General features: G+C 33.6%; 4 protein-coding genes, 1 pseudogene and 1 riboswitch. Of the genes and pseudogenes, 3 read left to right on the forward strand and 2 right to left on the reverse strand.

From position 1 onward, the window contains the following. Positions 1-567 precede the first annotated feature (567 nt). Both GMA06_RS07770 and GMA06_RS07775 read right to left on the reverse strand, forming a co-directional pair. Positions 568-1,080 (reverse strand): IS30 family transposase, encoded by a 513-nt coding sequence (locus GMA06_RS07770; RefSeq protein ID WP_163562246.1) that lies wholly within the window; start codon positions 1,078-1,080, stop codon positions 568-570. A 3-nt stretch (positions 1,081-1,083) separates the two neighbouring features. Beyond that, positions 1,084-1,293, reverse strand: a pseudogene (locus GMA06_RS07775) (helix-turn-helix domain-containing protein); the annotation flags it as partial. A 227-nt stretch (positions 1,294-1,520) separates the two neighbouring features. Then, positions 1,521-1,640: riboswitch (NiCo riboswitch) on the forward strand. 58 nt (positions 1,641-1,698) lie between these two features. Between GMA06_RS07775 and GMA06_RS07780 the strand changes: the two are divergent. From GMA06_RS07780 to GMA06_RS08605, 3 genes are all read left to right on the forward strand, one after another. Further along, positions 1,699-3,531, forward strand: a complete 1,833-nt coding sequence (locus GMA06_RS07780; protein WP_163562243.1) for a heavy metal translocating P-type ATPase — start codon at positions 1,699-1,701, stop codon at positions 3,529-3,531. Between the two features lie 752 nt (positions 3,532-4,283). Further along, positions 4,284-5,528 carry a YSIRK-type signal peptide-containing protein gene (locus GMA06_RS08600; protein WP_163562244.1) on the forward strand — a complete coding sequence of 415 codons (1,245 nt, stop codon included), beginning with the start codon at positions 4,284-4,286 and terminating at the stop codon, positions 5,526-5,528. Continuing rightward, positions 5,498-9,823, forward strand: a complete 4,326-nt coding sequence (locus tag GMA06_RS08605) for a hypothetical protein (RefSeq protein WP_163562245.1) — start codon at positions 5,498-5,500, stop codon at positions 9,821-9,823. The genes GMA06_RS08600 and GMA06_RS08605 overlap by 31 nt, the downstream gene beginning before the upstream one ends. The last annotated feature ends 115 nt before the right edge of the window (positions 9,824-9,938 follow it).

Consider the following 9,938-nt stretch of genomic DNA (forward strand, 5'->3'; position numbering starts at 1 on the left):
ACTCACGAGAGATAGCCATTTTTTACAATATAGTTCTTTATTTATCATTTTTAAATGCAAAATCCAACGTATTTTTCAAAACTGGAAAAATACGTTGGATTTTTTATCGCTATTGTCAACAGTCTGAGGGATAAACCAATGTTGGTTTATCCTTGATTTAACTCCAATTGTAAAGTGCAAAAAACAGATAATCACTTTCTCTTTTGCGGGGTTGATAACCAAATAATAAAAACCAAGGTTTCTAGTCAAGGCGAAAAACAAAGTGTGCCTTGACGGGAAACCTGTTTTTATTAAACGATGAACCTACCCGCAATAAAAATAACTCTGCAGGTGTACGATAACCTAATTTACGTCGTATTTTATGATTTAAGTAGGGTTCTATTTTACGAATAGTTGATTTTTTAGCGGTGTTGATAGATTTACCATTAGGTAAAAACTCCCGTATCTGTCCGTTATGATTTTCGTTAGTACCACGCTCATAAGATGAATAAGGGTGTGCGTAGTAAATGCTTAAATATGTCGATTCTAATTCAGATAATGAGGCGAATTCTGAACCATTATCAGATGTTATACTCTTGAAGGTTGATTTCCTATATTGTTTAAAATATTCTTTAATGTCCGTAAGACACATTGTGCTGTTTTACCATTCATTTTACGCATAATTGTATAACGTGTTTGTCGTTCTACTAACGTTAATAATAGAGCTTCATTTTTCGTTTTCTTAAATAAGACTAAGTCAATTTCCCAATGTACAAATTCTGTACGATTATTCGCTACATCTGGTCGATTTTCGATAGAGGTTCCCATGTTTTTCTTGTATGTTTTGGTGTTCTCTTTTTCCGGTCGTTTTCTAATGCTTACCATTTTGGGTAAATCAATTGGTTTGATAGGGATAATGCCTTGATGGACAAACGTATAAACCGTTTTCGTACAAGGGACTTTTTCATTAGGGTGATTTAGGCGATACCAATGTACAAAGGTATCAATACTGTGTATTCTGTATGTTTCAGTGACTGCTTGTTGTAAGTCTTTGAAAAATTGTTGACTAAATTTTTCAGTTAAATCAGTATGATATTTAATTTGTTACTTAGCTTTATAAATATGATGGCTTGTTTCAACGTAATATTTTAGTTCGTCACGTTGAATACCATTTCGATGAACCATTTGATTAACGCTTCCGCGTTTGATTTCTCTATAGATTGTGGATACATTTCTTCCGAGTCGTTCAGCGATATATCGTATTGGCTTTTTTTCGTTTAATAACGTTTCAATTTTTGTACGTTCAACCAATAATAGCTGTTTATATTGTTTTTTTGTGTTATGATTATTTCAGACATGATAATGACCTTTCTAATGTTGTAGAGGATTTTAGTAAGTTAATTATCTGTCTTTTTTTGTTTTTATAACACTATTTTGCTTTTGCACTTTATTTTACAACTCGGCTTGCTAAAAAAGTGAATTTTTTCTCAAACTTTTCTTGACAAAATATGTCATTTCTTTTATTATATATGTATAGAAATAAATTATTTTTTGAACAAGCAGTAAAGAGCAGTAATGGCTCTTTACGTAGCCGGGTCTATAAGTGTTTAGACAGCAGAAAAATGTTTAGTAAATGAACTGAGCATATCTGTGAGACAGTACGAACTGTCCACGGGTATGCTCTTTTTTGTATTATCAAATAAAAAGGAGAGGAAAAATATGTTTGATTTACTAAAAACAAAGGAAGGAAAACTATTTGTGGCAGGGAGTATTAGTCTAGGTATCGGTTTATTATGTGAGCAGATACAGCTATCAGGAAGTCCGTTGTGGTTATGTCTTGCTAGTGTATTATTAGGGTATGAAATTGTCAAAGATGTTATTTCTGATATTGTTGAAGAGCATAGATTAAATGTTGATTTTCTAATGATATTATCGGCATGTGGTGCCATCTCTATTGGGTATTTTAGCGAAGCGGCTATTTTATTATTTATTTTTTCTGGTTCAGAAATGTTAGAGGATTATGTGTATCAAAAATCAATGAAAACAATGGAATCGTTAATGACACATATTCCAAAACAAGCAATGGTTTTAAAGGAAGATGATACGACAGAAATTGTAGATATTGATCAGATTGATATTGGACAAACATTGATTGTTAAAAAAGGAGAGCAAATTGCTTTGGATGGAACAGCTTCTAAAGTGATGCTCGTGAATGAAAGTGTATTAACGGGAGAGAGCATTCCTGTATATAAAGAAATTGGTGATGATGTATTTGCTGGAACAATCAATATTGGAGATACGAGCGTTTACGTCGCAACAAAAACAAGTCATGATAGTGTATTTTCACATATTGTATCCTTAGTTAAAACAGCTAATAATAGTAAAAGTCATTTAGATAAACGTATTCATCAAATACAAAAAACGTATGTGCTAGGTGTATTGATAACAGTTGTATTCTTTATTACTTATTTAATGTGTATCCAAGGATTGAGTTTTACAGACGCTTTTTATCGAGGTATGATTTTATTGACTGTTGCAAGTCCATGTGCGCTTATTGCATCAATGACTCCAGCTATGCTCAGTGCGATGAGTTTTGGTGCTAAAAATGGTATTTTAATCAAAAATGGGAATGCATTGGAAAAAATGATGCGTATGACGACTTTATTTAGTGATAAAACGGGAACGTTAACAACAGGTCAATTTCGTGTACATCAGTATCATTTGGATAAACCAGAAGTTTTACCACTTGTGCTGTCTATGGAAAGTCAGTCATCACATCCATTGGCAAAATCTATTATGACTTATTTTAAAGATGTGTCTTATCCGACATTACCACAAGATATAGTCATTCAAGAGATTGCAGGTTGTGGGTTACAAATGAATCAACTATCTATTGGTAATAAGCGTTTTATGCGTGATTGTACAGATACAAATCATTATTTAGAAAAAGAAAGTCAAGGAACATTATTATTTGTTTCAGAAAATAACGAAGTCATTGGTTATTTTGAGTTGGTTGATGCAGTACGAAAAGATGCTCAAGAAATGGTAGAGGTATTTAAAACACATCTTGTAGATGTTGTTATGCTTACTGGAGATAGAGAGCACGCTGCAAAAAGTGTTGCGAATACACTAGGATTACCTAAGTTTTATGCAGAGTGTTTGCCGGAGGATAAAGTAACATATATGCAACAATATAAACATGATGAGAAAGTTGTAGGTATGATTGGAGACGGAATCAACGATGCTCCAATTTTAGCTCATGCAGATGTTAGCATTGCAATGGGGAGTGGTACCGATATTGCCATGGATGTTAGTGATGTTATCATTACACAAAATCACTTATCAAAAATTGCTTTATTGTATGAACTGAGTCAAAAGTATGGGCGTATTACAAGAGTCAATATTGCTTTTGCAATTAGTGTGATTTTAGTACTTATTTTATTAAATATGCTTGGTATTCTAGATTTAACGAAAGGTGTTTTTTTCCATGAAATGTCAACGATACTCGTCATTTTAAATGGATTACGTCTACTAGGTTTTCAGAAAAAATAAGATAGATATGGTTTTTTCAAGTGTATGAAAACGTATATTTATAAAATGGAAAGATAGACTAAATTGATTTTTGATAAACTTATAAAAAAGTATATAAATCTAAGAAAGTATCCGACGTAAACATTTGTTTACGTCGGATACTTTTGTTTAAAACTTATTTTTATTTGAAAAAGTAAGTGAAATAATATTAAAAAAATCCTAAAAAACTAGACATTTTTGTACAAATGTTTATAATGGAATAATGGGGGTGGGTACGTATACCGTTAGCCTTTCTAATTCACAAAATAAAAAGAGTTTTATGAAAATAAACACATGAAAATAATATATCTATTTTTCATATTTTCTCATTTTGCTTGTCCGTAAAAGTCTACTTAAATGGACAAACACATATTATTCACTAAAGAAAGGAGTGTACAGTTTTTGATGTTTCTTAAACTGACTGTTGGACTTATAAATACACTATATAAAGTATTTGTAAAAAAGTATGAGAATAATGATGAAAAAAGATTTTATGTGCAAATGAATAACAAAATTTATTTTTTATAAAGGCTGAATATTAATTTGTAGAAATGAGAAACACTGGTTGTAACACTGAAAGATAGATTGATTAGACGGATTATTCTTTATAGTCGTCAATGTTCAAGACGGTATTGGAGATACTCATCAAAAAAGAAACACAGAAACAATATATTCATAAAGAAGTGTTATAACAAAAAGAAAAACATAAAATATGATAATTATTAGGAGGTTATATGATTTTTAATAAGCGACAAAGATTTTCTATTCGTAAATTAACAGTTGGAACGTGTTCTGTTTTATTAGGGACATCGTTATTTGCAGTAGGAGATTCAATCAACAATAATGTGCTTGTTGCACATGCAGAAACGCCAACGCTTGATACAGGAGGTGCATTAACTATTGGACGTTTTAGTAATAATGGTGATTATTACTATGTACAAGCATCGGGACGTGCAGATGCTAATCCAAAATACAGTGGTCTTATCTATGAAGTAGATGTAAAAAATAAATCTGTGACACAAATTTCACAAGATAAAATGTCAAATGGTCAAAATGTTTACGACCATTTAAAAGAACAAACTGCTAAACAAGGTTTTTCAGCTGGAACAGATAATTTACGTTTTAATGGTTTAGGTATTTCTCAAGATGGACGATATGCTTATATGATCGGATTTATGGGTGATATCAATACAATGATCAATGGGCAGGCAAATCCAAATAGAACAAATATTGTTGGGGTATATCGCTATGATATTACTAAACACTATTGGGAATTTGTCAGCGATGCGTCTACATGGGCAGATAAAGCGATTATGCGAACAAATTCATGGACAGCCGGTGCTGTCAATCCAGTAGATGGTAAATATTATTTTGGGATGCACACACGTGATTATGATCCATCTTTTAATAAAGTACAACCTGGAACAGAAGATGAATTTAAAAAAGCAACAAGAGACCATACATTTGATATTTATTTCCGTTTCTGGTCTTATGATCCAGCAACACAAAAAGTAGAACCAGTTGGATATGTTGATTCAACGCTTTTTAAAAGTAACTTATTTGACACTTTTGAACGCTTTTTCAGAGCTGGAAGTTGGGCTGTAGGTAGTGATATTTCCTTTGATAGTGAAGGGAATATGAGTTTATTATTGAATCAATTCAATACACCAGATTATTACATTTTAACAGTAAAAGCTGATCAAGTGGAAAAAGGTGCAGCTACACAAGATAATTACACAAAATTAGAAAGCTACTTATCTAAACGAGTACGTATTGTAGATGCAACATCTGGTGATAGTACAGGTGCAAATGATGCAACGTGGGCAATCGGAGGTATTGGTTTAACATCTGATGGTAAAATTTTTGCCAATAGTGGACGTCAAGTTGCTGTTGTGAATCCGGATAATGCAGCAGGTGAATATTTCTATAATCATAGCACAGATCCGTATTGGGGGATGGTGCGTCTATTCCAATATTAACGGTAAAAGGAAATGTATATCGTGAATATTATATTGCTAATACAGAAGAAAAATTAGCTGGAGATATTGGAACGGTTGTTAATAATGAATTTATCGCTATTCTACCTGCACAAGTGACTATGGGTAGAGAGGATGTTGTAACAAATGAATTACTTTATACTCCATATACATCAACAGATGTTCCAGAATTTATTCGTTCAGTAGAAGGTAAAGTATATCGCTTAGTGAGAGAAAATGGTGTGCCTAAATTAAAAGATGGATCAGCACCAGAATCTGGTAATGTCACAAAAACTGACCAAGTGATTAAATATCAATATGTGCTAGATGAAACGATTGATACACCACAAATTGCAACAATTAAATATGTTGATGAATTAGATAATGTTGTAGCACCACAATCATCTGTTGTTGGAAATACAGGTGCTGAGATTATGTATGACACAACACCAATGATTAATGTTTTAAAACAAAAAGGATATGAATTGGTAACAGATGGTTTTAAAGATCGTCCAACAGAAGACACAAATTATGATAAAATTCCAGATAAATTAGGAGAGGAAGGACAAGTCTTTAAGGTTGTTGTAAGACCTAAAGAAACGACTATTACACCTAACCCGGATAGTGAAACGAATAAAGTACCAAATCCTCATGATCCAACGGGTAATACACCGGTTAAACCTGGAGAATCTATTGTGATTACACCAACTCGAGAAAATCCGGATGAATCAATATGGCCAGTAACAGGTTTAGATGAATCTGATTTAATTAGTACAGTCGATCGTGTAATTAATTATGTATACGATGACGGTACACCAGTTATGGAAAATGGAGAACCAAAAACAGTAATTCAATCATTAACGTTTAAACGTACGGCTACAGTAAATCATGTGACAGGTGCGATTACTTATGGAGAATGGCAACCTGTTACAACAAACGAAATGCCGGAAGTGACAAGCCCTACGATTGACGGTTATACCCCAGATCAAGTAACGGTAAAAGCAGAAACAAACTTAAACGGTGAGTCAGATCCACAAGACGTGACGGTTATTTATAAAAAGCTTCCAGATCAAGCAGCAAAAATTAATTATGTTGAAGAAACAACAAATAAAATAGTTGCTGCCTCAGATTCGGTAAAAGGTAAAGCAAATGAAAAAATCAATTACGATACAGCTCCGAAAATTGAAGAATTGAAAAAACAAGGATATGTACTTGTCTCAGATGGCTTCACAAAAGATGATGGTCAAGTATACGATACAACAGAAGATAAATTAGCTGAAGATCCAAGCCAAGTCTTCACAGTAGTTGTAAAAGCATTGAAAAAACCAGTAACACCCGCAGAGCCTAAGCCAGAACCAAATACACCAGTTGAACCAAATGAACCAAACGGACCTCAATGGCCTGCAACAGTAGATCAATTAGACTTAACAAAAACAATTACACGTACAGTATCTTATGTCGATACAACAGGTAAACCAGTTGCTGAAACAAAAACAAATACGGTGACGTATGAACGTAGTGCAACCGTAAATATTGTTACTGGCGAAATAGAGTATACACCTTGGATGCCAAAAAATGCTGATAAAACATTAGAGGGACAAGTGCTGCCAGTAGTTGAAGATCATGATATTGTTACAACAACAAATAATGGTACGATTGTTGACGCGAATACAACAACACAACCTGTTGAGACAACTGAAAATTCAAAAGATATTGTTGAAGTTGTTGTATATGCACCAAAAACACCAGAAGTCAAAGAAACTCAAGTAGCGGTTATTCGTTATATTGAAGAGGGTACCAATAAAACAGTTGCTGATCCAGATACAAAAACAGGGTTTGCAGGAGATAAAATTGACTATAGTACAGCATCAAAAATTAAAGAGTTGAAAAAACAAGGATATGATTTTGTATCTGATGATTTTACAACTGATGCTGGGCAAACATTTGATGATCAAAAAGATACAGTTGGACAAGATCCTACTCAAGTCTTTACAGTAGTTGTGAAAAAGAAAACATCCACAATCACACCAAAACCAGAAGATCCAACAAATAAAGTACCAAATCCGAATGATCCAACAACACCAGTTGAACCAGGTCAACCAATTGATCCAACACAACCAGACGGACCAAAATGGCCAGCAGGTGTAGCTGAAAAAGATTTAGTACGTACTATTACACGTAATATTACTTATGTATACAATAATGGTAAACCAGTTGAACAAGATAAAGCACCAACTGTAACACAAACATTGACATTCACAAGAACAGCAGAAGTAAATCATGTAACAGGTGAAGTGATTTATGGTGAATGGACACCAGTAACAACAGATACAATGGATAAAGTTGATTCACCTGAAATTACAGGGTATACACCACATTTACCAAGTGTCGATGCATTAACAAACTTGACTGGTGATTCTGATCCACAAGATGTTCAAGTTATCTATGTTCCAAATGAAGTAGTACAACATGCAACCATTACGTATAAAGATGTAAATGATCCGAATAAACCAATTATTTTAGGTGATGTTGATAAAAGAAATGGTGCTACTGGTGCAACAAGTGATTACTCAACGAAATCACGTATTGATGAATATGTGAATCAAGGATACGAATTAGTTCAGGATGGTGTACCAACAAAACTTGTGTTTGATAATGAGAAAGATGAGTCTGATGCAAATCCAACACAAAAATTTGAAGTAACATTAAGACATAAATTAACACCAATTATGCCTGATCCAAATAATCCGGATAGTCCAATTCCAAATCCAAATGATCCAGAAGGAAATACACCGGTTGAACCAGGTCAACCAGTAAATCCAAATAATCCAGATGGACCAAAATGGCCAAATGAAGTAAAAGAACTTGTTAAGAAAGCAACACGTACAATTCGCTACCGTTATGCAGCAACACCGGATGATAATGCAGAAAAAGTATTTGAAGATGTTGTTCAAGAAGTTGTGTTTACACGTTCAATGACGATTGATAATGTGACTGGTGAAGTAACGTATGGTGAATGGACTGCTGTTAAATCAGAAGCTCCTGAAGTTACCTCAAAAGAAAAAGACGGTTATACATTTGATAAAGCAAGTGTTGAAGCTGAAACAGCAACAATTTCTCAAGATGGTGTCATTACTGGTCTTTCAGATAAGAAAGTTTTATATACACCAGTGGCTCCAACACAAGTAGGGACAGTAACTTTTAAAGTAAAAGATACTGGAGAAGTGAAACACACAGAAAACATTTCTGGTAAAGAAGGTGACCAATTTGGCTATGATCCTGCTGGAAAAATCAAAGAATATGAGCAACAAGGTTATACAGTAACGAATATTGGAGATAAAGATAAAAATCCATATTCTCCAGAAGGAACATTTGACGGTATTCCAGACAATTCACAAGACTTTGTTTATGAATTGGAACCACGTGTAGAACCAGTTAAACCAAATGATAATCCACCTGTACCAGGTCAACCAGTTAATCCAGAAAAACCAGACGGACCAAAATGGCCTGAAACAGTTAGTCAATTAGATTTAACGAAAACAATTACACGTACGGTATCTTATGTGGATGTAACAGGTAAAAAAGTTGCTGATACAAATACAAATACTGTGACGTATGAACGTACAGCTATGGTGAACTTAGTTACTGGTAAAGTCACTTATGGTGACTGGACAGCCAAAAATGGAGATTCAATATTAGAAGGAAATCCGTTACCAACGGTTGAAAATCATGATATTGTTGTAACAACAAATAATGGAACGGTTGTTGAATCAGACACAACAACAAAACCAGTTGAAACAACTATTGATACAAAAGATATTGTTGAAGTTGTTGTATACGCACCAAAAGCACCAGAAGAAAAAGACACACAAGTAGCAGTTATTCGCTATATTGAAGAGAATACAGAAAAAGCTGTTGCAGATCCAGATACGAAAACAGGGTTTGCAGGAGATAAAATTGAATATAGTACAGCTGAAAAAATTACTAAGTTAGAAAAACAAGGGTATGAATTTGTGTCTGATGACTTCACAAATGGTGGAGAAAAAGTATACGATAGTATAAAAGATAATGTAAGAGAATATCCAAGCCAAGTCTTTACTGTTGTGGTAAGACCAATTATTAAGACAATAACACCTAATACACCAGAAGGTGAAACACCAAAACCAGGTCAACCAGTTAATCCGGATGATCCAAATTCACCAAACTGGCCAGAAGATTTAAAAGATAAAGATCTTTCAACTATTAAAGTAGTTACTCGTGAAATTAGTTATGTGAATGATAAAGATCTCCAATTGTAAAGTAAAGTGCAAAAAAACAGATAATTACTTTCTCTTTTGCGGGGTTAATAACCAAACAATAAAAACAAAGGTTTTCTAGTCAAGGCGAAAAACAAAGTGTGCCTTGACGGGAAAC

Source organism: Granulicatella sp. zg-84 (assembly GCF_010892375.1).
GTDB lineage: Bacteria > Bacillota > Bacilli > Lactobacillales > Aerococcaceae > WM01.